The sequence below is a fragment of the Novosphingobium sp. TK71 genome, assembly GCF_055361505.1.
On the sequence record NZ_CM143962.1, the window covers coordinates 2,646,905 to 2,671,533 of the forward strand.

Sequence of the window (24,629 nt, forward strand, 5' to 3'; positions counted from 1 at the left end):
GTCTTGAACCAGAATGTGAGCGGATCAACCGCCCTGGACCGGCAGGAGCCGGACATCACCGATATCTCCGCATTCGCAGCCGATGAATCCGATCTCCTCTCGCCCCGCACGGTGGGCGGCGAGGCGAAAGTCGAAGTTGCGCACATTGAAAGTGGCCGCGCTCTCGCGCTTGCCGACTTCTCGCCCCCCTCCGTCGGCCCCGGCGAACGCCTTATCCGTTTTGCCTACCGACTCGGCATTCCCGGCTCGATGCTCTCGGCGCCCATGGGCAAGAAGGCACGCACCCGCCTCCTCGCCACCGTCAACAATACGCTTCCCGGCCATGTCGCCGCGGGCACCGCACTGCGCGCCGGTCACTTCCTGATTCACGGCGCCAAGACACCGATCGCGCAAGTCGACTATGCCGGTGCCGCCCGCGTCACCCCGCCGCTCGAACGCGTGGTTCACAGCTTTTCCTGGCTCACCGACCTTGAAGCCTGCGCCCCCCGTGAGCAAGGCACGGCCGTAGCCGAGCGCATCCTTACCGCCTGGCTCCAGGCCAACCCCAAGCCCCCCGGCAAACCCGGCAAGGGCCCCGCCTGGGCCGTCGGCAATACCGGCGCCCGCCTGATGAACTGGCTGGCGCACGCGCCACTGATTCTTTCGGGCGAAAAGGCCCTGCGCAACCGCACGCTGGCGCATATCTCGGATACCGCGCGCTGGCTCGATCGCCACGTCCACAATGCAGAGGACGGCCTTGCCGAAGTGGCAGGCTGGTCCGCCATCGTCGCGGCGGGGCTGCTCCTGCCCGATGGACGGCCGCGCCGGCTCTATGGCGAAGCCGGGCTGGTCAAGTCGCTCGGCGAACTGATGGGCGACGACGGCGGCGTGCTTTCCCGCAGCCCGGTTGCGCAAATGGAAGCCATCGCGCTGCTCGTCCGCCTGCGCAACTGCTATCACGCAACCCGCCGGGACGCGCCCAAGGCGGTCGAGCGCGTCATCGAAATGCTGATCCCGCCGCTGCTGGCCCTGACTCATGGCGATGGATCGCTGGGCTCCTGGCAGGGCGGCTGGGCTGTCGACGGGGATGACGTGAACGCCCTCGTTCGCGCCACCGGCGTCCGGACCCGTCCGCTGCGCGACGTGAGGCAGTGGGGCTATCAACGCGTGCTCGCCCACAAGTCCATCCTCCAGTTCGACACCGCGCCGCCTCCTTTGCCCGCACACGCCCGTCACGGCTGCGCCTCGACCCTGGCTTTCGAAATGTCTCACGGCGGGCACCGCCTGATCGTGAATTGCGGGGGTTCCGCCAGTGGCGGCGGACTGGTGCCGGTCCGGCTCGAACAAGGCCTCCGTGCGACTGCGGCGCATTCCACGCTCACTTTGGACGACGCCAATTCCACGGCCGTGCTCATCAACGGCGCGATCGGATCGGGTGTCAGCGAGGTTGATGTCGACCGCAAGACGCTCGTGCAGGAAAACGGCGGCAACGCCACCCGCCTCGAGGCCAGCCACAATGGCTACGAGGCTCGCTACGGCCTCACTCACCGCCGCATCCTGATCCTGCGTGACGACGGCACCGAACTGCGCGGCGAAGATCTGCTCCTGCCCGCCAATCGCAAGGGCAAGCGCGGCAAGGTCGGCTTCGCGATCCGCTTCCATCTGGGCCCACGAGTAGAAGTGGGGCTGACGGCGGACGGACAGGGGGCTGGCCTCGCCTTGCCTGACGGCAGCTACTGGCAATTCCGCAGCGCCGCCGGCGAAGTCACCGTCGAGGATTCGCTATGGGTCGACGGCCAGGGCCGCCCGCAGGCAACGCAGCAGCTCGTGATTCAGGGCATGGTTTCCCGCGGCGGCGGGAATTTCGGGTGGCTTCTCAAGAAAATGGGGTGATTTTGTCCAAGGCACGCCACGGGTTGTGCCTTAGCCACCTTGCAGGCTCGGCTCTGCCGACCTAGAGGGCGCGCAAATCCTTTGCCCGCCCCATTCGCGAGAGGCCCTTCAATGACCGATATCGTCCCGATTCGCCGCGCACTGCTTTCGGTTTCCGACAAGGCCGGCCTCGCCGACCTCGGCAAGGCGCTTGCCGCGCGCGGCGTGGAACTGGTTTCGACCGGCGGCACCGCCAAGGCGCTGCGCGATGCCGGGCTCGAGGTGAAGGACATTTCGGACCTCACCAATTTCCCCGAAATGATGGACGGCCGCGTCAAGACGCTGCACCCCAAGGTCCACGGCGGCCTGCTGGCCGTGCGCGACAACCCGGAGCACGCCAAGGCCATGGCCGATCACGAGATCGGCGCGATCGACCTCGTCATCGTCAATCTCTACCCCTTCGAAGCGACCGTGGCCAAGGGTGCCGACCGTGACGAAGTGATCGAGAACATCGACATCGGCGGCCCATCGATGGTCCGCTCCGCTGCGAAGAACCATGCCTTCGTCGCCATCGTCACCGATCCCAAGGACTATGCCGGCCTGCTCTCCGAGTTGGAGACCACCGATGGCGGCACCACGCTGGCCTTCCGCAAACTGCTGGCGGCGCGCGCCTTCGCGCAGACCGCCGCTTACGATTCGATGATCTCTCAGTGGTTCGCCTTCGCCGACCAGGGCCTTGAGTTCCCCGAGATGATCAGCGTCAACGGCCGTCTTTCGACCGAACTGCGCTACGGGGAGAATCCGCACCAGAAGGCCGCGCTCTACACCCCGGTCGGCCCTTTCACCAAGGGTCTGGCCCAGAGCGAGCAGGTGCAGGGCAAGGAACTGTCCTACAACAACTACAACGATGCCGACGCCGCCTTCGAGCTGGCTGCCGAGTTCAAGGGCCAGCAGCCCGCCGTGGTCATCGTCAAGCATGCCAACCCCTGCGGCGTCGCTCAGGGCGAAACCCTGCTCGATGCCTGGCAGGGTGCGCTGGCCTGCGACGACGTTTCGGCCTTCGGTGGCATCGTCGCGGTGAACACCACGCTCGACGGCGCCACGGCGGAAGCGATCTGCCAAATCTTCACCGAAGTCGTCGTCGCACCTGACGCCGACGAGGAAGCCCGCGCCTTCTTCGCCAAGAAGAAGAACCTGCGCCTGCTGCTCACCGGCGAACTGCCCGATCCGCGCCGCGCCGGCCTGCTCGTGCGTCAGATCACCGGCGGCCTGCTGGTGCAGAACCGCGACAACGGAGCCATTGGCCTCGACGATCTCAAGGTCGTGACCAAGCGCGCGCCGACCGAGCAGGAACTGAAGGACTGCCTGTTCGCCTGGACCGTGGCCCGTCACGTCAAGTCCAACGCGATCGTCTATGCCAAGGACGGCATCACCGCCGGCATCGGTGCGGGCCAGATGAACCGCCGCGATTCCTCGCGCATCGCCGCGATGAAGGCCGCGGAAGCCGCCGAGAAGTTCGGCTGGGCCCAGGCACGCACGGCGGGTTCGGCTGTGGCGTCGGACGCCTTCTTCCCCTTCGCGGACGGATTGCTGGCCGCTGCCGAGGCGGGCGCCACCGCCGTGATCCAGCCGGGCGGCTCGATCCGCGATGACGAAGTCATTGCCGCGGCCGACGAAGCGGGCCTGGCGATGGTCTTCACCGGCATGCGCCACTTCAAGCACTGAGGGACCGAAACGGCAGGAAGGCGAGGATGTTACCCTCGCCTTCCTTGCCCGCGTGTAGGAAACTGCGCGGCGCAGCGCGCTCAGGCGCCACGCGAGAACATTGACCAAATTGTGACGGTTCCCGCCCTTCGTCGCGGCAGAATCACAACTCATCGCAGAATGGGCTGCAGTTCGTCGCCATTCACTGGACGTCAAGGCGATTCGCGCCAAGTGAGCGCCACGCAATCGTACCACAACCATATGAGCTGATTTTCGTCATGGGACTCTTCAAGGCCGACTTTTACCGCTTCTTCGCTCTCGGCTTTGCCGGTGGTGCGCTGCTGGTGCTCGGCGTGATGGGGATTGGCGGACATTCGCTGACCAGCGGCATCGTGCCTCCGGCCGAAGCCGCAGCGCCCGCACGCTGATCGCACGGGCCGGGCGCCCTCCCGGCACCTTTCAATTGCACGCGGCAAGGCCAGTGCCCATATGGGGCGCATGGCTAATGCGCATCATCATCACGAACACTCGGGCGACAACCTGATCGAGGCTGCCCGCGCGGCTCTTATCGAATCGGGCGAGCAGTGGACCGAGATGCGTGCGGACGTCTTCGGCGCACTGGCGGAACGTGAACGCCCCGCCTCCGCCTACGATCTGGCGGAGAGCGTATCCGCCCTGCGCGGCAAGCGCGTGGCGCCTAACAGCGTCTACCGCATTCTCGATCTTTTCGTGCGCACCAACCTTGCCCGCCGCGTGGAAAGTGCCAACGCCTATCTGGCCAACAGCCACCCCGGCTGCCAGCATGACTGCATCTTCCTGATCTGCGATGTCTGCGGTCAGGCCGTCCACATCGACGATGACAAGCTGACCGGCGCGCTTATCGCGGCGGCGAAGCAGGCCGGCTTTGCGGGCGTGCGCCCGGTTGTCGAACTGCGCGGCACCTGTGCGGCCTGCAGCTGAGAGTCTTACCGAAATTCGGTTAAGCTGAGGATATTCCCGTCAGGATCGGGGAACCACGCCACCAGTGCTGTTCCGTCCGGCGCTGTCCAGATGCCGTCGGCGTCCTGCCCGAAGCCTTCATAGACGTTGAATTCCACACCCCTTCCCCGCAAGGAGCCGACCGCCGTGCGAATGTCGGACACCGTCCATCCCAGCACCGTATGCTGCGTCGGTACATGGCCGGCATGACTGGTCAGCCGCATCGCCCCGCCGCCAGCCAAGGCGAAAGCAAGCGCGAATTCCTCTTCCGCGATAACGCGCAGTTCCAGCACGTTTTCATAGAAGACTCGGGCGCTTGCCCGGTCGCGGGTCATCACGAAGGCCACTGGCGATGCTTCGGAAAGTCGCAACATATGGACTGCTCCCACGTTTTTCCTGTCATTTCGGGTGCTACCGGCATATTGCCCGTCGCTTAATTCGACACCAGAACACGTAAAGTGTACAAGCAGACCATGACAGCCAACCCGGCAACGCCGCTCCTCGATACCGTCGATACGCCTGACGATCTTCGCAAGCTCAAGCCTGCGGACCTGCGACAGCTGGCCGACGAACTTCGCACCGAGATGATCTCAGCCGTCGGACAGACCGGCGGACACCTCGGCTCGGGCCTTGGCGTGGTAGAGCTGACCGTGGCGATCCATTACGTGTTCGACACGCCGACCGACCGGCTGATCTGGGACGTGGGCCACCAGGCCTACCCGCACAAGATCCTGACCGGCCGCCGCGACCGCATTCGTACACTGCGCCAGGGCGGCGGGCTTTCCGGTTTCACCAAGCGTTCGGAAAGCGAATACGACCCGTTCGGCACGGCTCACAGTTCCACCTCGATCTCAGCCGCGCTCGGTTTTGCGGTCGCCAACAAGATTAAGGGGACGCCCGGCCGGGGCATCGCCGTTATCGGTGACGGCGCGATGAGCGCGGGCATGGCCTATGAGGCGATGAACAACGCCGCAGAAGCCGGAAACCGACTGATCGTCGTCCTCAACGACAACGACATGTCGATCGCGCCGCCGGTCGGCGGGCTTTCCGCCTATCTTGCGCGCCTCGTCTCTTCGGGCCGATTCCTCGGCCTGCGCGATCTCGCCCGCAAGTTCGCACGCCGCCTCCCCCGCCCCCTCCACGCCGCGGCCCGCAAGACGGACGAGTTCGCGCGCGGCATGGCCATGGGCGGCACGCTGTTCGAAGAACTGGGCTTCTATTACGTCGGCCCGATCGACGGCCACGACCTCGACGCATTGGTCCCCGTGCTGGAAAACGTGCGGGATGCCGCCGAAGGCCCGATCCTCGTCCATGTCGTGACCCAGAAGGGCAAGGGCTACGCCCCCGCCGAGGAAGCGGCCGACAAGTACCACGGCGTGCAGAAGTTCAACGTCGTCACCGGCGAACAGGCCAAGGCTCCTGCCGGCCCGCCGAGCTATACGGGCGTCTTCGCCAAGGCACTGGTCGCCGAGGCGGAAAAGGACAACCGCATCTGCGCGATTACCGCTGCCATGCCCTCGGGCACGGGGCTCGACAAGTTCGAGCAGAAATTCCCGAATCGCAGCTTCGACGTCGGCATTGCCGAACAGCATGCGGTCACTTTCGCGGCGGGCCTCGCGGCTCAGGGCATGCGCCCGTTCTGCGCGATCTACTCGACCTTCCTCCAGCGCGCCTTCGATCAGGTCGTCCATGACGTCGCGATCCAGAACCTGCCCGTGCGCTTCGCGATCGACCGCGCCGGCCTCGTCGGCGCCGACGGCGCGACTCATGCCGGCTCGTTCGACGTGACCTACCTTGCCACACTGCCGAACATGGTGGTCATGGCCGCTGCCGACGAAGCGGAACTGGTCCACATGGTCCACACCGCCGCACAGTATGACGCCGGCCCAATCGCCTTCCGCTATCCACGCGGCAACGGCGTGGGCGTGGACTTGCCGGAAACGCCGCAGCTTCTCGAAATCGGCAAGGGCCGTATCGTCCGCGAAGGCACCAAGGTAGCCCTGCTCTCGCTTGGCACCCGCCTCGGCGAAGCGCTCAAGGCTGCAGACGTGCTGGAAACCAAGGGACTGTCGACCACCGTTGCCGACTTGCGTTTCGCCAAGCCGCTCGACACCGATCTGATCCGCAAGCTCATGCTGAGCCATGAGGTCGTCATCACCGTCGAGGAGGGCGCCATCGGTGGCCTTGGCGCACATGTTCTCACCATGGCGAGCGACGAAGGTCTGACCGACGCCGGGCTCAAGATCCGCACCATGCGCCTGCCGGATATCTTCCAGGATCAGGACAAGCCCGAGACCCAGTACGACGAAGCTGGCCTCAATGCACCGCAGATCGTCGATACCGTACTCAAGGCCCTGCGCCACAACAGCGCCGGCGTGAACGAAGCACGGGCCTGACGCGGCGCTCGCCCGAAGGTCATTCACGCCCGCTGGAACAGGCCGGTGAAGGTTCCCCTGCTGGTCGGTGCGGTTGCCGTGTCCGGCCTCTATCTCGCGGTCGTTCTCGCGCTTTACCTGGGGCAGCGCGCGATCATCTATCCCGCACCGCGCGGACCGGCATCAATTCCCTCGGGTTTCGAGAAAGTAACGCTCCACACGGCTGACGGCCTCGCCCTCACCGCAGCATGGCGCCCTGCAAAGTCGGGCCGCCACACCGTGCTGTTCTTCCATGGCAACGGCGACAGTCTCCCCGGCGCTGCCGCCGCCACCGAAGGCCTTGTGAAAGCCGGCTACGGTGTGCTTCTTGCCGACTATCGCGGCTATGCGGACAATCCGGGCAAACCGACCGAAGAGGGGCTCGCGCTGGACGCAGAAGCGGCGCTGGACTTTGCAAACCGCAGAGGCATTGCCGCCAACCGGATCGTGCTGATGGGTGCTTCACTGGGAACGGGGGTCGCGGCGGAACTGGCCACGAAGCACTCTCCTGCGGCGCTGGTGCTGATATCGCCCTTCACCAGCCTGCCGGATGTCGCGGCCGCAGCAGTTCCCTGGGCTCCGGTGCGCCGACTGATGCTGGACCGCTTCGACAGTCGCACGGCGATTGCCCGGGTCAAGGCCCCGATCCTTGTCCTCCACGCCGCCGACGACCGGGTGATCCCTCTGGCTCAAGGCGAAGCGCTCGCACAGGGCGCGCCCCATGCCAGATTCATCCGCTTCGAGCAGGGCGGCCACCAAATCCAGTTCGCCCGGCCCACGCAAACGGCCATCGTCGGATGGCTGAAGGGCCAGGATATCTAGGTCGTAAACCTAGGACCAAGGGCCATGCCCCCTGTCCTGCAAGGCGCTCGCGACGAAGCGGCCTGTGCAAAGACGATATTCCGAAGGTCTGGGGCTCTCCCCCAGACCTTCGGATTTACTTCACCAATCGTAGGCCTTCGGCAGGTACGTCCGATCCAGGCTCTTGTACCGCTGCTTCAGCCGGCTCTGATGATTATCGAGCGGCTGCTTTACGCCATCGATATAGACTTCGACCGGTGCCGAGGAGAGTTCCAGCGGGTCGCCGTCCCAGATGACGACATCCCCGACCGCGCCCGGTGCCAGAACGCCTTCCTTGCCGCCCATACCGCTGATTTCGGCAGGAATGGAGGTAATGGCGGCCAGCGCCTCACCCCAAGTCAATCCCACCGCGCCCGGCAGCTTGTTCAGAGCCACGAGGTTTCCGGCCTGCTGCGGCGCATAGCGTGGCTGATTGCTGCCCGCGAACATGCCGATGGCAACCTTGACGCCCGCCTTTTTCATCCGGCCGACGTTCGACTGGGTCGCCGCGAGACTTTCAAAGCTGGCCGGAAGATCCCGCAGCGGCATGGTGATCACCGGCACCTTTGCGGCCGCGATGGCACCGGCCACGAGCCAGCCTTCCGTGGCGCCCACGAGCACGAGGTTCAGCTTGGGAAACTCGGTCTTGAGCGCCAGCACGCTGCGGATGTCTGCCGCACGTTCGACCCCGACATAGAGCGGCTGGCGGCCGTCCAGTACCGGTGCAAGCGCTACCGCATCGGCACGGGTGAGCAGGGCATCGCTGCTACGCCCGGCATTGGGTGCGGCAACCACTTCGCGCGCCTCACGCAAGGCGTTGCGCAGCGCGACATGCGCTGCCACGCGGCTACCACCGGCGAGCCGGGCTCCGGCTTCCCCAAGTTCCACGAACTGGAAAGCCCGGGATGCGTTGACCGTATCGGGACCCGTTCCAAGGCCGATCAGCGCGCCCTGTCCCGCAAAGATCGAGCCCCCGTTGAAGGGGGCCACGCTGGCGCGCGTAACGCCGCCTTCGCGGCTGATCGCGATATGCTCGCTGGAAGGGTTTATCGCCGGCGCGACATCGAGCGCGGCATTGAAGGGGGACTTGTCCGCTTCCGTGTCATTGCTGTTCGACACCGCTTCGACATCCCAGAGACCGAGGTCGGTCACGGCGGAGAACAAGCCCGGCGTCACCCACTTTCCGGTTCCGTCCACGCTCCGGATACCCGCCGGCACGGCAACTCCGGCTCCCGCGGCAACGACCTTGCCGCCCCGCACGATCACGGTGCCATGCTCGATCGGCGCGCTGCCGTCACCGGTGGCGACGGTGGCATTGGTGATCGCGAAATCCTGTGCGGAGGCCGCACCGGGCAGCGCTACCGCCGCAAGGGCGGCGATGATGATGGCACGGCGGCTCATTTCACGTCTCCTGCACCGGGCTGCCCCAATTCGAAATCGCTTACCGGACGACGTTTTGCATCCAGGGCATCGAACATCAGGGCCCCGTCGATCCAGACCTTCTCGGGTCGCGAGTAGACCGAGAGCGGATTGCCGTTCCACAAGACCACGTCGGCCATCTTGCCCGCTTCGAGGCTGCCGGTCTTCTCGCCGATGCCCATGGTCTTGGCGGCATTGTAGGTGAACCAGCCAATGACCTTGGCATCGGGAATGTCGATGCCGATGCGGCGGCCGTCGGCCTGGGCCTTGGCGGCTTCCTGGTTGAGGCGCTGGATGCCGTTCTCGTCGTCCGAGTGAATCACCACGCAAGTTCCCGCATTGGCGAGCAGCGCGGCGTTTTCGGGAATGCCGTCGTAGGCTTCCATCTTGAAGCCGTACCAATCGGCCCAGACGGCGACGCAAATGCCATTCTCGCGAAGGAGATCGGCGATCTTGTAGGCTTCCACCGCGTGGTGGAACGCCGTGACCTTGTAGCCCATTTCCTTGGACATATCGATCACCTGCGCCATCTCGTCCGCGCGGTAGCAGTGATTCTGGACGAGGATTTCGCCCTTGAGCACGCCTTCCAGCGTATCCTTGCCGAGATCGCGCTCGGAATGATCGCCGTCCATGTACTGGCGTGCGTCGATCCACGCCTGACGGTCGACCGAGAAGTTGCCCATGCGGGTCGAGGGCTTCTGCCCCTTCTCGCCATAGACGCGCTTGGGGTTTTCGCCGCAGGCCATCTTCAGCGAATAGGGCGCACCGGGGAACTTCATGCCCTGCACGGTAATGCTCGGCACGTTCTTCAGGGTAACCGCACGGCCGCCGATGAGATTGCCGGAGCCTGGCAATATCTGGAGGCTGGTAACGCCGCCGTTGGCCAGGGCGCGGGTGAAGCCGGGGTCCTGCGGCCAGACCGAGTGCTCCGCCCAGACGTCGGGCGTCGTCGGGCTGGTCATCTCGTTACCGTCCGCCAGCGCGTCGACGCCGGGCGAAGGATAGACGCCGAGATGCGAATGGATGTCGATCACGCCGGGAGTCACGAACTTGCCGGTGCCATCGATGCGGGTGTAGCCGTCCGGGATCGCCATGTCGGCGCCTCCCACGGCCTGCAACTTGCCATCCCGGAACAGCACGACACCATTGTCGATCCGCCCGCCGCGCCCGTCATAGACGGTTGCCCCGACGAGCGCCGTAGCCGTTCCCGGATAGGACCTGTAAGTTGACGGATAAGGATCCGCGACGACCTCGGCCGCTTTCTTTTCCTGCTTCTTGGCATCCACGCTCTGAGCGCTCAGGGCCAGCCCCGCGCTCAGGACAAGCGTGGAAGACCAGCGCCGCAATCCCGGCGATACCCTCATGTCAGTTTCCCCTGTTCAAATGCGATCCGGCCCGAAGAACTCTGGGTTCTCCGGGCCGGTTTTATGTCAGTGAGGTTTGGTTTCCGGGTGGTACCCGGCTTCCTGCGCCTCGAGCCCCAGTTCGCTCTGGCCGGCGAGATCGCGGTCGATGTTGCGATCCTCCAGCGTATCGAGGTGCATCCAGCGCTTCACCAGCGGCGAAAGCGCCAGCACGACGACGGCGACGCCGATCGTCGACCAGCCGATCGTGGAATAGATGCCCAGCGTGACTTCCTTGTTCATCACGCCGCTTTCGCCGCCGGTGGCTTCACCGATCTTGCCCGCCACGAAGTTGCCCACGGCGGTCATGTAGAACCATGCCCCCATGATGAAGCTGCCGAGGTGCAGCGGCGAAAGGCGGGTCATGGCCGAAAGACCCACGGGCGAAAGACAGAGTTCGCCGGTAGTGTGCAGCGCGTAGATCAGGAATACGAACAGCACCGAGGTCATCGCCGCCGGATCGCCGCTGCCTGCGCCCCATACGAAGACGAGGAAGCCAAGACCGACCTGGATCAGCGCAAGGCCGAACTTGGCGGGTGCCGAGGGCTCAATGCCCTTCTTGCCGAGGTACTGCCACAGCGCCGCGAAGATCGGGCCGAACAGCACGATGTAGATCGGGTTGATCGACTGGAAGAGGCTGGTCGGCACCCCGCCGCGGTCCACGAACTTGTCCGTATAAAGGCTCAGCGAACCGCCGGCCTGCTCGAACAGGCCCCAGAAGATCGGGTTCAGCGCGATCAGGAACAGGATCGCGAACATGCGCTCACGCGGCTCCTTGGGCAGCTTGAACGCTTCGTAAAGCGTATAGCCGAGCATCGCGATACCCGAGACGACCAGCAGCGACTGGATCACGCTGACATACTGGATCAGGAACCAGATCACCGCAACCGAGCCGATACCGATGCCGTAGAGTGTGAGTTCACCCTTCTTCGCCAGCGGCTTGGGCGGCTCGCCTCGTCCCTTCAGCGCCGGACGGCCCGCCACGAAGATCAGAAGGCCCAGCAGCATGCCGATGCCTGCCAAGCCGAAGCCCCACGACCAGCCGATCGTCTCGCCGAGGTAGCCGACCAGGATCGTACCCAGCGCGGCGCCGGTGTTCACGCCCATGTAGAAGATCGTGTAAGCCGAATCGCGACGGGAATCGGTCATCTTGTAGAGCTGCCCGACGATCACCGAGATGTTCGCCTTGAGGAAGCCCGAACCGACGATGATCAGCGCCAGCGCCAGCCAGAACACGTTGATCGCCGGGTCCGCCTGCTTGATCGCCGGATCGGCCACGCCGTGCATGCCCTCATAGGCCATGAACAGGTGACCGACAGCCAGCACGATACCGCCGAACAGCACGGCCTTGCGCTGGCCAAGATAACGGTCTGCCAGATAGCCGCCGAGCACCGGGGTGATGTAGACGAGGCTGGTATAGGCGCCGTAGATCAGGTTCGCGCTGCCATCGTTGAACAGCCAGAACTTGGTCAGGTAGAGGATCAGCAGCGCGCGCATGCCGTAGTAGGAGAACCGCTCCCACATCTCGGCGTAGAACAGCACGAAGAGGCCGCGCGGGTGGCCAACGAATTCCTCGCTCTTGCGGGTGGCGATGACGCCGCCGATGGCGAGTACGGCGAAGAGCAGAATGGCGCCGATCGCGGCAATCCAGTCTCCCTCGTTCCAGGTTGCTATATCCTTCATGCGCCCTTCTTTTGTCCTGTCGCCCGGAAAGCTAGCCGGAGAGCTTGAAAGCGGGGAAGTTAGCGGCCAAATCGGCGGTGTAAATGGGCCCCTGCCCGGTGGATTGCCGCTTACCGGCGTCCGGCTGAGCAGGATTTCACTACCTCTGGTGAGCCATTGCGCGAAATGAACCGCAATGGCATTTTCTATGGCTGGCGGACCCGTGTCGCGCGAAATATTATGATTCGCCAATGACCTCGGGATTTTTCCGAACGGCATATTTTTAGGGAAGCACGCGATGATCAGATCCGAATTGCTGCTCGCTTTGGCCAAGGAGAATCCCGAGTTGCGCGCCGAGGATGTCGAACGCGCCGTGGATACCTTTTTCGACGAGATCGCCCAGCGGCTCGCCGATGGGGGCCGCATCGAACTGCGCGGCTTCGGCGCCTTCTCCACGCGGAATCGGCAGGGCCGCACCGGCCGCAACCCCCGCACGGGCGAAAGCGTGGACGTTCCGGAAAAGCGGGTTCCCTATTTCAAACCCGGCAAGGAAATGCGCGCACGCCTCAACGTGGAGTGACGTGATCGCCGGAACGGGGCAGGAACCGGCATAAATCCGGTTCCCCGGTTGCCCCACCGCGCGCGATCTGCCAGATCGCGTCCAATTCTACGCGTGCGGACGTGGCGGAATGGTAGACGCAGGGGACTTAAAATCCCTTTGGGTATCCCAGTGCGGGTTCGAGTCCCGCCGTCCGTACCATTTTCATCACACGCACTCTTTGTACTACAGGCAGGTTCGGTCAGCCGCCCGACTTTCGCAGGAACAGGCGGCGCTTGCCGATTTTCGGCGCGCTTCTGGCAGGGCCGGACTTCATGACCCGCGATCGAAACAGGCGCGCGCCTCCACGTACCAGAAGAACCACCCATGCCACCTGCCATCCGATCGCCAGGACATGTGGCAGGATCGCGGGATCCCTTGCTCCGCGGGCAAGCATCGCAAAGGGCGAACTGAACGGGAAGAGCACTGCCGCGATCTCGATCGCGCTGCCCGGCTGCGTCATGGCGAAGCTCGCGAAGAAGAACACCATGAGCTGCGCCATCGTCACCGGCATCGAGAGCGTCTGCACCTCGCGCACTGTCGTCGCCATCGAACCGATCGACAGGAACACCGACCCCAGCAGCATGTAGGCCATGGCGAAGTAGATCACGCCAAGGCAAACGAGTAACGGCCAGCCGACCGCCGGTTCAGGCATCCGGTCCAGCGAAACACCACCCGCAGCGTAGAGCAAGCCACCCGCCGCCGCCCAGGTTGCGATCCCCACCAGCGAAACCGCGAGCATGGCGAAGAGCTTGCCGAGGAACACCGCATCCATCGGGATCGCGGCCGCCAGAACCTCGATGATCTTGTTGCCCTTTTCCTCGACAAGGTTGGACAGGACCATGCCCGCCAGCATCATCGTCAGGAGGAACAGCAGCGTCTGCGCGCCTTGCGCGGTGGCGAAACGTCCCTGCCGCTCTGTCGCGCTGCTGCTGGCGACAGGCTTGAGCGCGACGACCGGATAAGCAAGCCTACGCCCCGAACGCGCCTGTTCCGACAGCATCGAGACCGGACCGCGCCAGGCCTCGATCAGTCCGGCCGGACCGGTCAGAACCGGCTTGTCCAGAGACCCCGAGACGATGGCGACGACATTCTCCCGCCGGGAGACGAGCGCCTGCGCGGCATCGTAAGTCTCGCCTTGCGCCAGACTGCGGACAAGCTTGATCCGGGGAAGCGCGTCATCGAGCGAAGGCCCCAGTTCCCTGCGCGCGCGCTCCATGGCCCTGGCATCGTCCGCCTGCATCGCCACGCCAAGGACCGGGCGTTCCTGGCTTTGGTCCACCTGCGAACCAAGGCTCCCGGCCAATACCGCAATGATGACCGGGAACAGAGGCCCCAGCAGAAAGAAGAAGAAACTGCGGCTGAAAAGGATTGCCGTGAAGTCTCGCCGGGCAACGACCCAGGCTGCGGCAAGGACCGAAAGACGGCCCATGCGAAAATCCTTGCTCATCGCTGCGCCCCCTCCTGCTCCAAACCCGCATCGAGAGCCTTGGCGGCAGCCTCCCCGGCGATGGCGACGAAAGCGTCATGCAATCCGGCGCGTTCGATCGAGAGCGAAAGGATGCCGGCGTTGCCTTCGACCAGGGCACGCAGGAGCGGTTCGGCGCCGCCTTCCGGCAGCGAGAAACTCCAGAGGTGTCCTTCGCGCCGCGCATCCTCCGGCAGGGCCGCGCGCCATGGGCCGTCCTGTTCCCGCGTTTCAAGGCGGACCTGCTGGGGAATCCGGTCGCGGGCGACGTCAACCGGGCCTGCAAACGGCACTTTTCCGCCGGCAATGATGGCCACTTCGTCGCAAAGACGCTCGGCATGGGCGATGACGTGGGTGGAGAAGATCACTGTCGTCCCGCCTTCCGCGAGTTGGCGGATCATCCGCTCCAGCTTGCCCTGGTTGAGCGCGTCGAGACCGGAGAATGGTTCGTCGAAGATGACGAGGCGGGGCTGGTGCACGAGTGTTCCGAGGATTTGCACCTGCTGCGCCATCCCCTTGGAAAGCTGGCGAATTTGCCGGTCCGCTGCATAACCGAGGCCATGTTGTTCAAGCAGTTCGTGCGCGCGCCTGCGCCCTTCACCGAGCGGCAGGCCTCGCAGGGCGCCGAGAAAGGCAATCGCTTCGGTGGCCTTCATCGCCGGGTAGAGCCCGCGCTCCTCGGGCAGGTAGCCGATCGCATGGGCCATGTCATGGGGACGCTCGGAGCCCAGTATTCTGCGCATTCCGGCATCCGGATCGATGATTCCCAGCAGCATTCGCAGGGTCGTGGTCTTGCCCGCCCCATTGGGACCTAGAATGCCGTAAACGGCACCTACAGGCACCTGAAGGTCCACACCGTCGACCGCGGCGAAGCCATCGAAGCGCTTTACGAGCCCTTTCGCCTCGATCGCGAGGGAGTGCCCTTCCAAGTTGCTGGCCAAGGACCAATCTCCTACTGCGACATTCATGCGAAGCCCCTTCCTGACCGTGTCTATGAACCGGAGAGTCCGCAAGCTTGGTTAACGATGCTCTGAATGTCCTGACCCGCGATCTCGAGGCGCAAGCCCGGGAGCTGGGGTTCTGCGCTTTCGGCATCGCGCCGGCGGAGGAGGATACGGATCGGGCTGCGCGGCTCGATTCGTGGCTGGCCGAAGGCATGCATGGTTCGATGGAGTGGATGGCGGATCGCGCGCATCATCGCCACTCGCCGCAAGGGCTCTGGCCCGAGGCCCGGCGCGTGATCGCGCTGGGCATGAGCTATGCCCCCGCCGGCGATCCGCTGCTGCTTGCCGAAACGCCGGAGGTGGGCCGTATCTCGGTCTATGCCCAGGGCGCCGATTATCACGACTGGGTGAAGAAGGCGCTCAAGAACCTTGCCCGGTGGCTGGTCTTCGAGGCCGACAAGCGCGGGCTGGGGCCGGCCGGCGTGAAAGTCTTCACCGATACCGCCCCGGTCATGGAAAAGCCGCTGGCGGCCGCCGCCGGGCTGGGCTGGCAGGGCAAGCACACCAACATGGTGAGCCGCGATCACGGATCCTGGCTGTTCCTGGGCGAAATCTACACGACGCTGGACCTGCCGCTTTCCGCACCCGGCCCCGATCGCTGCGGATCGTGCAGCGCCTGCCAGGATGCCTGCCCGACCGCTGCGTTCCCTTCACCCTATCGCCTCGATGCCCGCCGCTGTGTCAGCTACCTCACCATCGAGCACAAGGGGCCGATCCCGGAGGAGTTCCGCGAGGCGCTGGGCAACCGCATCTACGGCTGCGACGATTGCCTGGCCGTCTGTCCGTGGAACAAGTTCGCCGAGACGGCCAGCCGTCTCAAGGCGTTCCTGCCCCGCGCCGAGCTCACCGCACCGGAGCTGGCGGACCTGCTGACGCTGGACGATGCGGGCTTCCGCAAGCTGTTCTCGGGCTCTCCGATCAAGCGCATCGGCCGCGACCGCTTCGTGCGCAACTGCCTCTACGCGGCGGGGAACAACGGCAACCCGGCCCTGATGGCGCAAGTGGAGCCTCTGCTGGGCGACCCCGATCCGGCCGTGTCCGAAGCAGCGCACTGGGCGGCACGGCGATTGGAAACCTCCCCACCGGCCAGCGGCGGGGAGGTTCCCGAAATCAGAGCAGTTCCTTGAGCGGCTTTTCCTTGTCGGCCAGCGCCGCGAGATCGGGCTTCGCACCCGCTTCCACCAATTTGCGCCCCTGCACGTAGTCCTTGACCATGTTCACGCAGTCTAGCGCGAGAACCTTGCCTTCCTTGAGGTAGACTACCGAGAAGCTGCGATCCTCGGGATTGCCGCGAATCACCGTCTGGTCGAAGCCGAGGTTGATGCCGGCCGTCTGCAGGCGCAGGTCGTACTGGTTGGACCAGAACCACGGGAAGGCCTTGTACGGCTTCTCGTCGCCGCAGATCGCCTTGGCCACGCAGGTCGCCATGTCATTGGCATTCTGCACCGATTCCACCCGCATCACCGCGCCGCCCGCAAAGTCGCAGGCGAAAGCGGCACAATCGCCGATGGCATAGATATCGGGCAGCGACGTGCGGCAATATTCGTCCACATCGACGCCATTGGCGCCCGCTGCGCCCGCCAGGATCAGCGGACCGACCGCCGGAACGATGCCGATGCCCACGATCACCGCCTCGGCGGGAAGCACCGCGCCATCGGCAAGCTGCACGCCGGTGACCTTGTGGCCATCCCCCACGAGGCATTCGACGGCGACACCGGTGCGCAGGTCCACGCCGTGGTCGCGGTGTTCCTTCTGGTAGAATTCCGAGAGCGGCTCTCCGGCAACGCGGGCGAGGACGCGCGGCAGCGCTTCCAGCAGCGTGACCGAAAGGCCCATCTTCGAGAGCACGGCCGCCGCTTCAAGCCCGATATAGCCCCCGCCGATCACGACCACGTTCTTCGTGCCCGCATCGACTTCGGCCATCAGCGTATCGCAGTCCTCGCGGGTGCGCACCGCATGGACGCCGGCGAGGTCCGCGCCAGAGCACGAAAGCCGGCGCGGATCGCCGCCCGTGGCCCAGACCAGCTTGCCATATCCGTAAGTCTCGCCGTTCGACAGCGTGAGTTCCCGCGCCGCGGCATCGACCTTGGTCACTTCGGTGCCGAGCTTGAAGGTGATTTCCTTTTCGGCCCAGAAGGTCGGCGGGCGGATGTACAGCCGGTCGAACGTCTTCTCGCGCGCGAAGTACTCCTTGGAGAGCGGCGGACGCTCGTAAGGATGCTCCGGCTCGCGGCCGATGACGGTGATGGTCCCCTCGAAACCGTTCTGGCGAAGGGCGATAGCGCATTGCGCACCGCCGTGCCCGGCTCCCACGATAACAACGTCTGCCTTGCTCATGGGCGGTGGGGTTCGGGCAATTTTGCCGTGCGGTCAATGCCCCTTGGCGAAATTGAATTTCCCGTCCCGGCATCTCGCATTTGCGGATGATACGCCGCGAACGTATCGGACGGCGGCAGGTCTTCCGCCGATCCGCGCCGTCCGATCCCTGCCCCGAAGCGCTCTCGAATGCCTCGCGCGGGAATTGGGCGCCGCGCCGGCAATTCGAACCGGCAAGATATCGTCCGGGGAGTTATCGACGGGCAGCGTCTCGGGGGAAGCGCCCTCCCCGCCGCGGCATCGGGCCGGATATGTGGGCGGGCGGAGCATTCTCCCGCCCGCTGGCCTCATTCCGGCGTGGCAAACCAGATCACGTGCTTCGGCCCCTTGCCGTTGCTGCGCGCGGGCACCTTCAGTTCTTCCACCTTGAAGCCGGCGCGTTCCAGCCGGCGCGTGAAGGCGGAATCCGGCCCGGCGGACCAGATCGCCAGCACGCCGTCGGGCGTCAGAGCATTGCGCGCCGCCCGCAGCCCGGTCTTCGAATAGATCTGGTTGTTGTCCTCGCGCACCAGCCCATCGGGGCCGTTATCGACATCGAGCAGGATCGCATCGTAGTCCGCCCGTGCCGCGTCGATGACATGGGCGACATCGCCCATCACCAGGTTGACGCGGGGATTGTCCAGACAGCCCTGCGCCAGTTCGGCCATCGGCCCACGCGCCCATTCGATGATCTCGGGCACCAGTTCGACCACGGTCAGCTTCGAATCCTCGGGCAGGGTGCGGAGCGCCGCGCGCAAGGTGAAGCCCATGCCGTAGCCGCCGATCAGCATGTGCGGGCGCTTGGTGATGCCCTTGATGCGATCCCAGGACATGGTGGCGAGCGCTTCCTCGCTACCCCACTTGCGCGAGGACATAAGCTCGTTGTGGCCAAGCACGATCATGAAGTCCTGATCGTGCTTGTAGAGTTCGAGCTTCTCCCCGTCAGGAATCCACGCGGTGTCGATGAGTTCGCGCTTGATCATGCTGATGTCTTTCCGGGATGGCGCAAGTGAAGGATGGGATAGGGACGGCCGTCCGCGTCGCGCTCGGATCGGCCGGTGCGCTGGAAACCGCGCGATTCGTAGAAGGGCAAGGCGTTGTCGGCCTGTTCGTTGGCATCGACGCGGGCCTGCGGCTCCAGCATCAGGGCATGGGCGACCAGCGCGGAGCCGAAACCCCGCCCGTGGACCGCCGGATCGACGAAGAGGGCTTCGATCGATCCGCCTGCGAAGACCATGAAGCCTTGCGCCGTGCCGCCTGCATCCTCGGCGATCCACAAGGGCACCGCCGGGAGCATCTGTTCGACCTGCACGGCGATTTCGGACTTGTGCTGCGCCGACAGGAAGCCGTGCGTGGCCTCCACCGCCGCGCGCCAGATGGCGAAGGCGCGCGGGGCGTCGTCGGAAGTGCCCGGCCGGATCATCGGCGCCACATCGTCAGCGCAAGTCGGGCGCGGTGGCCTCGGCCTTGAGCATGGCGATGGCATCGTCGAGGGTCATGACCTTCTGGTGCTCGGCCCCCAGCGTGCGGATAGCCACGGTGCCTTCCTCGGCCTCGCGCTTGCCGACCACGACCAGATGCGGGACCTTCTTCAGCGAGTGGTCGCGCACCTTGTAGTTGATCTTCTCGTTGCGCACGTCGGTCTCCACGCGCACGCCTGCGGCCCTGAGCTTCTGCGAAACTTCCTGCGCATAGCTGTCCGCGTCGGAGACGATCGTGGTCACCACGGCCTGAACCGGGGCGAGCCAGACCGGCAGCTTGCCGGCGAAGTGCTCGATCAGGATGCCGATGAAGCGCTCGTACGAACCGAAGATCGCGCGGTGCAGCATGACCGGGCGGTGCTTCTCGCCGTCCTCGCCGATGTAGTGCGCGTCGAGGCGTTCGGGCAGCATGCGGTCGGACTGGATCGTGCCGACCTGCCAGGTGCGGCCGATCGCGTCGGTCAGGTGCCATTCCAGCTTGGGCGCATAGAACGCGCCTTCGCCGGGCAGTTCTTCCCAGCCGTATTCCTCGGTGGCCAGACCCGCTCGCACGACGGCGTCGCGCAGCTCGGCCTCGGCCTTGTCCCACTGCTCCTCGGTGCCGATGCGGTTGTCCGGACGCAGCGCCAGCTTGATCGAGTAAGTGAAGCCGAAGTCCTTGTAGACGCGGTCCGCCATCTCGCAGAAGGCCTGCACTTCGCCGACGATCTGGTCTTCGCGGCAGAAGATGTGGCCATCGTCCTGCGTGAACTGGCGCACGCGCATCAGACCGTGCAGCGCGCCGTGCGGCTCGTTACGGTGGCAGCAGCCGTTCTCGACGATGCGCAGCGGCAGGTCGCGGTAGGACTTGATGCCCTGCTTGAAGATCAGGACGTGCGCCGGGCAGTTCATGGGCTTCAGGGCCATCCACTGCGCGTCGTCCGAGATGATCGGGCCGTCATCCTCGGTATTGGGCACTTCGTCGGGGATGACGAACATGTTCTCGCGGTACTTGCCCCAGTGGCCCGAGGCTTCCCACTGCCGCGCGTCCATGACCTGCGGCGTCTTCACTTCCTTGCAATCAGCCTGGCTGATCGCGCGGCGCATGTAATCCTCAAGGGCGCGATAGATCACGTAGCCCTTGGGGTGCCAGAACACCGAACCGTGCGCTTCGGCCTGGAGGTGGAACAGGTCCATCTCGTTGCCCAGCTTGCGGTGGTCGCGCTTGGCGGCTTCTTCAAGGCGCGTAAGGTGCGCGGCAAGCTGCTTCTTGTTCAGCCAGCCGGTGCCGTAGATGCGCGAAAGCATCGCGTTCTTCTGGTCGCCGCGCCAATAGGCGCCCGAAACGCGCGTCAGCTTGAAGGCGGCGGGGTCCAGCTTGCCGGTCGAGGGCAGGTGCGGGCCGCGGCACATGTCCAGCCAGTCCTCGCCGGACCAGTAGACGGTCAGCGGCTCGTCGCCGGGAAGTTCGGCGGCCCATTCGGCCTTGAAATTCTCACCCTGCTGCTTCCAGCGGCTGATCAGCGTTTCGCGGTCCCAGACCTCGCGGCGCAGCGGCTTGTTGGCGGCGATGATCTTGCGCATCTCGGCCTCGATGGCCGGAAGGTCGTCATCGGTGAACGGCCCGCGCTCCGGGTTCGGGGCGAAGTCGTAGTAGAAGCCATCGTCCGTCGAAGGGCCGAAGGTGATCTGCGTGCCGGGGAACAGCGCCTGCACCGCTTCGGCCAGGACGTGCGCGAAGTCGTGACGGGCGAGGTCCAGCGCCTCCTCCTCGTCGCGGCTGGTCACCAGCGCAAGCTGGGCATCGCCGGTGAAGGGCAGGCTCAGGTCCACCAGCTCGCCGTCGATCTTCGCGGCAAGCGCGGCCTTGGCGAGGCCGGGACCGATGGCGGCGGCGACATCGGCCGGGGTGGAGCCCTGCGGCATCTCGCGGACCGAACCGTCGGGCAGGCTGATCTTGAACATCTCGGACATCGAACTCGTCTTTCCCGTTTCCGGCGCGCTGAATTTCCCTGGCCCAATGGCACAGAGGCGCGCGCGGGTGAAGCTCTGGCGCCGCTATTTTGGCCGAATTCGGGAGAGTGACGCCGCTCGCCCGAACCCCGGGCGACGGTGGCAGCGCGATCAGGCCGCGACCAACCGCCCCCGGGAGCGCCGGGTGGTAGTAGTGGTCGTGCCAGTGATCGAGGCGGTGCGCAGTTGCGTCATCGCCGCCCATGTAGCGACACCGCCCGGAAAAGTCACCCCGTGTTCGGGTCCAACCTCGATGTAAAGCACGCTTGACTCCGGCGCTCCAAATGACAATGATACTTTACACATTGTAATGCTTCCTTGACCATTCTTGCCAAGAGGAGAATCCGGACATGGGTTCGTCACAACAGGCCCACCGCCGCTACATGCTGCGCTTCCTTCCCATCACCGCGGCCTATGTGGGCGGGATCGCGCTGGCGAGCGCGCTGATTCCCGATCACGCCCCCGCCGATGCGCGGACCATCGCGATTTCCATCCTTCCCGGACTGGCCGTGATTGGCTGGCTCTGGGCGATGGGCCGCCTGCTGGTGGAACTGGAGGACGAATATCTGCGCATGCTCGAAGTGCGCAAGTTCCTGGTCGCCACGGGAATGACGCTGGCGGCGACCAGCATGTGGGGCATTCTCGAACTCTATTCCCCCGAAGTGCCCCGCCTGCCGGTGTTCTTCGTGATGCCGATCTGGTGCGCGGGACTGGCGGTCGGCGCCCTGTTCAACCGCCTCACTTTCGGCGGGATCGGCGGCGACACCGACAAGACCGCGACCTCGGGAACGGACCGTTCGTGAACAATCGCCTGAAAGTGCTGCGTGCCGAGCGCGGATGGAGCCAGCAGGACCTTGCCGAACGGCTGGAAGTCAGCCGGCAGAGCGTCAACGCCATCGAAACCGGCAAGTACGACCCCTCGCTGCCTCTGGCATTTCGCATTGCCGAGGTTTTTGCTATGAGGATCGAGGAAATTTTCCTGAAGGGGTGAAGGATGTCGGGGCGGTTTGGCAGGATCGGGGCCGGTGTGGCATTGGCGCTCGCGCTCGCCGTCGGCCTCACGCTGCTTCACGACAGCGCTTCGGGCCACCGCAAGGCGGAAAGCGCGGAAGCCTCCACAGGCACGGTGATCGTGCGGGTGATCGCGCCCGCCCTGCTCTGATCGCGCCCGCCCTGCTCTGATCGCGCCCGCCCTGCTCTGATCGCGCCCGCCCTGCTCTGATCGCTTAGTGGATCGTCGGCTTCCGCCGCGACCATGCGATCCGCTCCACCGCCGCCGCCACCAGCCAGCCCACGGTCATGCAGACGAACGGCATGACCGGGTAATGGAAGCGTGACTGGCCCGAGAACACCAGGCAGATCAGCGTCGGATAGAGCGCGACACCGTAAGGCAGCAACCACCAGCCCGCCCAGCGCATCCGCTCATGCAGGCGCCGCACCGTCATGACCACGAAGGCCAGCACGAACCCCAGCATCAACAGGGCGTAGTAGCCCTGATTGAAGTAGCGCACCGCGCGGTAGGCGATCTCGAACCGGGAATAGCCGGGCGCGCCGCCCTGATAGGCCCATTCCGCCTCGCCATCGGGAAGCCAGAGACGCATCAGCTTCCGGGGCGCCAGCGCCAGAAACTTTCCGGGATTCTCCCTGATCCACGCCGCGCCGAGTCTTCCCGCCTCGGCATCGCGGGATACTTCATCAAGATCGCCGCGCGCCATCAGCCGCTTCACCACCGGCGCATCGGGCGAATAGTCGCCGGTGGCGGTATCGTGGTTCCCGGTGAGCAGGGTATAGCCGCCATTGGTCGACACCGCGACCCAGTGGCCCAGTTCCGCGCGATTGCGGAGCGACCACGGCAACACCACCAGCCCCGCCACGGTGACGACGATCGCCCCCTCTGCCAGAAGGCCGGGAAGCCGCTGCCAGACATGACGGGCACGCAGCCAGTCGATCGCGAACAGCAGCGGAACCACCACCAGCGTCTGCGCCTTCACCAGAGTGGCAAAGCCGAAGACCAGCCCGGCTCCGACCAACTGCCAGCGAGTGGTCCGCACGATCACCGTCCAGCAACCGACAAGCAGCAGCATCGTGTAGAACACCTCGGTCAGGGCCAGGGGCACATAGCCGATCGCATTGGGATAGACCGCGAGAAGCAGCAGCCCGCCGCGCGCCGCCGCTTCGTTGGCGAACAGGTGACGGCCGAGCGCCAGCGTCACCGCCCCGATCATCATCGCCGAAGCGAGATTGAACAGCCCCAGCGTAACCTGCGAGATGCCGAACTGGTGGAACGCCACGGAAAGCGCGAGCGGCCAGCCCGAAGGCCAGAACGCCGTGGGAATGCCGTTTTCCGCATATCCCTGCCCGGTGGCGAGGCTGGCCGCGCGGCCAAAGTACCAGGCGGCATCGGAAGTGGGCGCCACGTCGATCAGCAGCACCGCCACCCGCAGCGCGAAATAGAGCGCCCAGATCGCCAGCAGCACCGAACGTTCGGTGGCGAACCATTCGAGACGCATCGCAAGACGGCTGGGACGCGTGGGGAAGTCGAGAATCTGCGCGGACATTCGGGGGGCGACTTCCTGTTTCAGGCGCTTTGACACTGCCTTATGCCGCGAACCGCGAACGGGGCAACCGGAACTCTTGCAATCATCGGCACTTGTCCTGAAAGCGCTCACCCCCCAGATGAGCCGCCATGACCGACACGCGTTATCTGGAGCTGCCCGACGGGCGCCGCATCGCCCACCGCTTCACTCCCGGCACCGGACCCACGATCGTGTTCCTGCCCGGCTACATGTCGGACATGGCCGGCAGCAAGGCCACGGCAGTATTCGAAGCGGCCCGGGCGGGCGGACGGCCCTGCCTCCTGCTCGATTATTCCGGCTGCGGCGACAGTCCCGGCGATTTTGCCGATGGCACGCTCACCCGCTGGCGGGACGAAGTGCTTGCGGTGATCGAGGCGGCCGGGCTGGGGCAGGTCGTGCTGGTAGGTTCCTCGATGGGCGGCTGGCTCATGCTGATGGTTGCCGAGGCGCTGGCCGCATCCGGGCCGGACAAGGTCAGGGGCCTGATCGGCATCGCCGCCGCCCCCGACTTCACCGAATGGGGCATCGCCCAGATGGACAAGAACGTTCTCGCGGATGGCGAAACGATCTGGGAAGACAATCCCTACGGCCCCGAACCCACGCCGACTCACCCCGGCTTCTGGGCCGACGGACAGGCCAACCTCATGCTGGAAAAGGAAATCGCCTTCGACGGCCCGGTCCGCCTGCTGCACGGCCAGCGGGACGAGGAAGTGCCGTGGGAGATTTCCGTGCGCCTGTCCGAACGCCTGCGTTCAGCCGATGTGCAGGTCTCGCTCATCAAGGACGGTGACCACCGCCTCTCGCGCGAGTCCGACATCCACCTGCTGCTGCGCACGGTTGCCGAACTGATCCTCGCCCGCGATCCGGCGGCCTGATCTAAGGAC

23 protein-coding genes and 1 tRNA gene are annotated in these 24,629 nt (G+C 65.2%); 13 read left to right on the forward strand and 11 right to left on the reverse strand.

What is annotated here, in order from left to right; translation table 11 throughout:
• The first annotated feature begins 3 nt into the window (after nt 1–3).
• From ACXJ16_RS12345 to ACXJ16_RS12360, 4 genes are all read left to right on the forward strand, one after another.
• Nucleotides 4–1,872: a heparinase II/III family protein gene (locus tag ACXJ16_RS12345; protein WP_292636979.1), complete on the forward strand. Its 1,869-nt coding sequence runs from the start codon at nt 4–6 to the stop codon at nt 1,870–1,872.
• 111 nt (nt 1,873–1,983) lie between these two features.
• A complete protein-coding gene (gene purH / locus ACXJ16_RS12350) occupies nt 1,984–3,576 on the forward strand; it encodes a bifunctional phosphoribosylaminoimidazolecarboxamide formyltransferase/IMP cyclohydrolase (RefSeq protein WP_324697630.1) in 1,593 nt (530 codons plus the stop codon).
• 257 nt (nt 3,577–3,833) lie between these two features.
• Nucleotides 3,834–3,983: a hypothetical protein gene (locus ACXJ16_RS12355; RefSeq protein ID WP_165913263.1), complete on the forward strand. Its 150-nt coding sequence runs from the start codon at nt 3,834–3,836 to the stop codon at nt 3,981–3,983.
• A gap of 70 nt (nt 3,984–4,053) precedes the next feature.
• Nucleotides 4,054–4,515, forward strand: coding sequence for a Fur family transcriptional regulator (locus ACXJ16_RS12360; RefSeq protein ID WP_054441163.1), 462 nt, complete (start codon nt 4,054–4,056; stop codon nt 4,513–4,515).
• Nucleotides 4,516–4,520: 5 nt separating this feature from the next.
• On the opposite strand, the gene ACXJ16_RS12365 is transcribed toward ACXJ16_RS12360, so the two are convergent.
• Entirely contained in the window at nt 4,521–4,907 is a 387-nt protein-coding gene (locus ACXJ16_RS12365; RefSeq protein WP_463920766.1) for a VOC family protein, read from the reverse strand.
• 99 nt (nt 4,908–5,006) lie between these two features.
• On the opposite strand from ACXJ16_RS12365, the gene dxs reads away from it, so the two are divergent.
• Both dxs and ACXJ16_RS12375 read left to right on the forward strand, forming a co-directional pair.
• A complete protein-coding gene (gene dxs / locus ACXJ16_RS12370; RefSeq protein WP_185998895.1) occupies nt 5,007–6,929 on the forward strand; it encodes a 1-deoxy-D-xylulose-5-phosphate synthase in 1,923 nt (640 codons plus the stop codon).
• A gap of 45 nt (nt 6,930–6,974) precedes the next feature.
• A complete protein-coding gene (locus tag ACXJ16_RS12375) occupies nt 6,975–7,769 on the forward strand; it encodes an alpha/beta hydrolase (RefSeq protein WP_324697623.1) in 795 nt (264 codons plus the stop codon).
• A gap of 120 nt (nt 7,770–7,889) precedes the next feature.
• Here the strand turns inward: ACXJ16_RS12375 and ACXJ16_RS12380 are convergent, their stop codons facing one another.
• The 3 genes from ACXJ16_RS12380 to ACXJ16_RS12390 all read right to left on the reverse strand — a co-directional run bounded on the left by ACXJ16_RS12380 (nt 7,890) and on the right by ACXJ16_RS12390 (nt 12,292).
• Complete coding sequence (locus ACXJ16_RS12380; protein ID WP_443478047.1) at nt 7,890–9,188, reverse strand: amidohydrolase family protein; 1,299 nt, start codon at nt 9,186–9,188, stop codon at nt 7,890–7,892.
• A complete protein-coding gene (locus ACXJ16_RS12385; RefSeq protein ID WP_443478046.1) occupies nt 9,185–10,570 on the reverse strand; it encodes an amidohydrolase in 1,386 nt (461 codons plus the stop codon). Before ACXJ16_RS12385 ends, ACXJ16_RS12380 begins: the two co-directional genes overlap by 4 nt.
• Before the next feature lie 66 nt (nt 10,571–10,636).
• On the reverse strand, nt 10,637–12,292 hold the full coding sequence (locus ACXJ16_RS12390; RefSeq protein ID WP_054441132.1) for a peptide MFS transporter: 1,656 nt from the start codon (nt 12,290–12,292) through the stop codon (nt 10,637–10,639).
• 277 nt (nt 12,293–12,569) lie between these two features.
• Between ACXJ16_RS12390 and ACXJ16_RS12395 the strand changes: the two genes are divergently transcribed.
• Nucleotides 12,570–12,851, forward strand: coding sequence for an integration host factor subunit beta (locus ACXJ16_RS12395; RefSeq protein WP_054441134.1), 282 nt, complete (start codon nt 12,570–12,572; stop codon nt 12,849–12,851).
• A 95-nt stretch (nt 12,852–12,946) separates the two neighbouring features.
• Nucleotides 12,947–13,031, forward strand: a tRNA-Leu gene (locus ACXJ16_RS12400).
• Nucleotides 13,032–13,071: 40 nt separating this feature from the next.
• Here ACXJ16_RS12400 and ACXJ16_RS12405 read toward each other — a convergent pair.
• Entirely contained in the window at nt 13,072–14,319 is a 1,248-nt protein-coding gene (locus ACXJ16_RS12405; protein ID WP_324697617.1) for an ABC transporter permease, read from the reverse strand.
• Nucleotides 14,316–15,305, reverse strand: a complete 990-nt coding sequence (locus tag ACXJ16_RS12410) for an ABC transporter ATP-binding protein (RefSeq protein ID WP_324697615.1) — start codon at nt 15,303–15,305, stop codon at nt 14,316–14,318. The genes ACXJ16_RS12405 and ACXJ16_RS12410 overlap by 4 nt, the downstream gene beginning before the upstream one ends.
• A 47-nt stretch (nt 15,306–15,352) precedes the next feature.
• Between ACXJ16_RS12410 and queG the strand changes: the two genes are divergently transcribed.
• The gene (queG, locus tag ACXJ16_RS12415) at nt 15,353–16,468 is read left to right on the forward strand and encodes a tRNA epoxyqueuosine(34) reductase QueG (protein WP_324697613.1); all 1,116 of its coding nucleotides are present in this window, start codon (nt 15,353–15,355) and stop codon (nt 16,466–16,468) included.
• Here the strand turns inward: queG and ACXJ16_RS12420 are convergent.
• From ACXJ16_RS12420 to thrS, 4 genes are all read right to left on the reverse strand, one after another.
• Nucleotides 16,452–17,678 (reverse strand): NAD(P)/FAD-dependent oxidoreductase, encoded by a 1,227-nt coding sequence (locus tag ACXJ16_RS12420; RefSeq protein ID WP_054441140.1) that lies wholly within the window; start codon nt 17,676–17,678, stop codon nt 16,452–16,454. The two genes, queG and ACXJ16_RS12420, sit on opposite strands and share 17 nt — an antisense overlap.
• A 326-nt stretch (nt 17,679–18,004) precedes the next feature.
• Nucleotides 18,005–18,679, reverse strand: coding sequence for a spermidine synthase (locus ACXJ16_RS12425; RefSeq protein WP_463920767.1), 675 nt, complete (start codon nt 18,677–18,679; stop codon nt 18,005–18,007).
• Nucleotides 18,676–19,119 carry an acetyltransferase gene (locus ACXJ16_RS12430; RefSeq protein ID WP_454796463.1) on the reverse strand — a complete coding sequence of 148 codons (444 nt, stop codon included), beginning with the start codon at nt 19,117–19,119 and terminating at the stop codon, nt 18,676–18,678. The genes ACXJ16_RS12425 and ACXJ16_RS12430 overlap by 4 nt, the downstream gene beginning before the upstream one ends.
• A 13-nt stretch (nt 19,120–19,132) precedes the next feature.
• Complete coding sequence (gene thrS / locus ACXJ16_RS12435; protein WP_054441143.1) at nt 19,133–21,130, reverse strand: threonine--tRNA ligase; 1,998 nt, start codon at nt 21,128–21,130, stop codon at nt 19,133–19,135.
• A gap of 389 nt (nt 21,131–21,519) precedes the next feature.
• On the opposite strand from thrS, the gene ACXJ16_RS12440 reads away from it, so the two are divergent.
• From ACXJ16_RS12440 to ACXJ16_RS12450, 3 genes are read left to right on the forward strand one after another with little or no spacing between them, the layout of a single operon-like run.
• Nucleotides 21,520–21,972 carry a hypothetical protein gene (locus ACXJ16_RS12440; protein ID WP_463920768.1) on the forward strand — a complete coding sequence of 151 codons (453 nt, stop codon included), beginning with the start codon at nt 21,520–21,522 and terminating at the stop codon, nt 21,970–21,972.
• Entirely contained in the window at nt 21,969–22,160 is a 192-nt protein-coding gene (locus ACXJ16_RS12445) for a helix-turn-helix transcriptional regulator (protein WP_324697606.1), read from the forward strand. The genes ACXJ16_RS12440 and ACXJ16_RS12445 overlap by 4 nt, the downstream gene beginning before the upstream one ends.
• A 3-nt stretch (nt 22,161–22,163) precedes the next feature.
• On the forward strand, nt 22,164–22,331 hold the full coding sequence (locus ACXJ16_RS12450; protein ID WP_156336813.1) for a hypothetical protein: 168 nt from the start codon (nt 22,164–22,166) through the stop codon (nt 22,329–22,331).
• Nucleotides 22,332–22,395: 64 nt separating this feature from the next.
• On the opposite strand, the gene ACXJ16_RS12455 is transcribed toward ACXJ16_RS12450, so the two are convergent.
• The gene (locus ACXJ16_RS12455) at nt 22,396–23,727 is read right to left on the reverse strand and encodes a glycosyltransferase family protein (protein WP_463920769.1); all 1,332 of its coding nucleotides are present in this window, start codon (nt 23,725–23,727) and stop codon (nt 22,396–22,398) included.
• A 128-nt stretch (nt 23,728–23,855) separates the two neighbouring features.
• Here ACXJ16_RS12455 and ACXJ16_RS12460 point away from each other — a divergent pair, with 128 nt between their 5' ends.
• Entirely contained in the window at nt 23,856–24,620 is a 765-nt protein-coding gene (locus tag ACXJ16_RS12460) for an alpha/beta fold hydrolase (protein ID WP_054441147.1), read from the forward strand.
• Nucleotides 24,621–24,629: the final 9 nt, after the last annotated feature.